General features: G+C 49.4%; 2 protein-coding genes. Both read left to right on the top strand.

Annotated elements, in window-relative coordinates:
• Positions 1–235: oligopeptide/dipeptide ABC transporter ATP-binding protein (locus AC1DWB_RS35130; RefSeq protein WP_477545698.1), on the top strand; the 235-nt coding region annotated here is incomplete at its 5' end.
• A 178-nt stretch (positions 236–413) separates the two neighbouring features.
• Positions 414–1,437, top strand: a 1,024-nt coding sequence (locus AC1DWB_RS35125; RefSeq protein WP_477545697.1) for an AAA family ATPase, incomplete at its 3' end; no start/stop codon positions are given.

The following is a 1,437-nucleotide window of genomic DNA, read 5'->3' as shown; positions in this document are numbered from 1 at the left end:
GTCCTACTTGTTTATCGCGCATGGTCTCGATGCGGTCCGACATATACAGGAAATTAATCCGGAGCATGAGATCACTCCGATCAAACTGACGGGTGAGCTTCCAAGCCCGATCAATCCGCCTTCCGGCTGCCGGTTTCATAAACGGTGCCCATATGCGGTGGAACGGTGCAAGAACGAGATGCCGGAGCTTGTGGTTGCAGAGGACGGTAATGCCGTTGTATGTCATCTGGTGTAAGGATAGCAATAAATTTAAAGCCAACAACTGGAGCGTTAAGACGCTTCATTGTTGGCTTTTTTCGGCGTTCTGGAACTAAATCAATGGATTGGAAATATTTTGGTGACTCTCGCATGATTTACGGCTATGATTCTCTTAGGAAGCATTCACAGAGCGGTGAAGAAGAATCGTGGTTTAGATGAACGTAATTACAACCCAAGGAGGTCATAGGCAACCTATGCCGGACGAGATCTATTCAACGGAGATCGACAAAATGGAGCGTCATTACTTGGTTGGTCGGGAGAAGGAGCTGGAGTTTTTCTTGGAGCAGCTCTCTACCGAYAGCAACACTTTACGAATCCTRAACCTTTATGGTACAGGCGGTGTMGGAAAGAGCTACTTGCTCGATGAATATCGYAGGTTRGYGRTTTACKCCRAKGCAACCTTCTTGCTTCTGGACAGCCGCGGCTTTTCCCATACACCCGARGATTTCTGCAAGCAGGTGCTGCRWATGCTGCACTGTCCTGTGCAAAAGCTGCAGCAAGCCCTTGATCAGCAAGCGTTGGTAGAGTTATGTCTCGAGACCTTGCAGCAACTGTCGGAGCAGCGTAAGTTGGTTCTCGCCATCGATACGTTCGAAGAACTGGTGGATATGGARCWATGGTTCCAATCCGTGTTCCTTCCCAGGCTGCAYGCCRATGTCTTGGTCCTGATYGTTGGCCGGTTTCCATTGCAAGGCTTATGGCTCAGCTCACCTGCGTGGCGYAAATGGATTACCCGCTTGCCGATTGCMGAWCTTGAYTAYTTYGCAGTGAAGMWRTACTTGGAACGRTCCGATATTACCGAGGAGCATCTGATYCAYCWGATTTGGATGAAGACCAAGGGACATCCGCTTACMYTATCTCTGCTTGTTTCAACTTCGGCCGCACAGATTGGACAAAGCTTCGCTATTGTGGACAATGACAACATKTTTGAGCATGTRGTTCGARCTTGGYTGAAAGAGGTGCCGGATGAWAACCTGCGTGATCTGGTWGAGACGGTCGCGGTGCTGAGGCATTTTAACCAAGAGCTTSTRTCRCATGTACTCGAYCGACARGTTCCGACGGAGCAATTTCTTCGRTTRATAGCKCTCTCTTTTATCCGAAGGGTGGATCGGGGCTGGATTTTACACGATTTGATGCGGGACACCATCTCACATGAACTCCGCTTGCGCAGACCTGACC

Source organism: Paenibacillus sp. P4_E11 (assembly GCF_056401635.1).
This window is presented reverse-complemented; position numbering and strand designations above follow the sequence as displayed.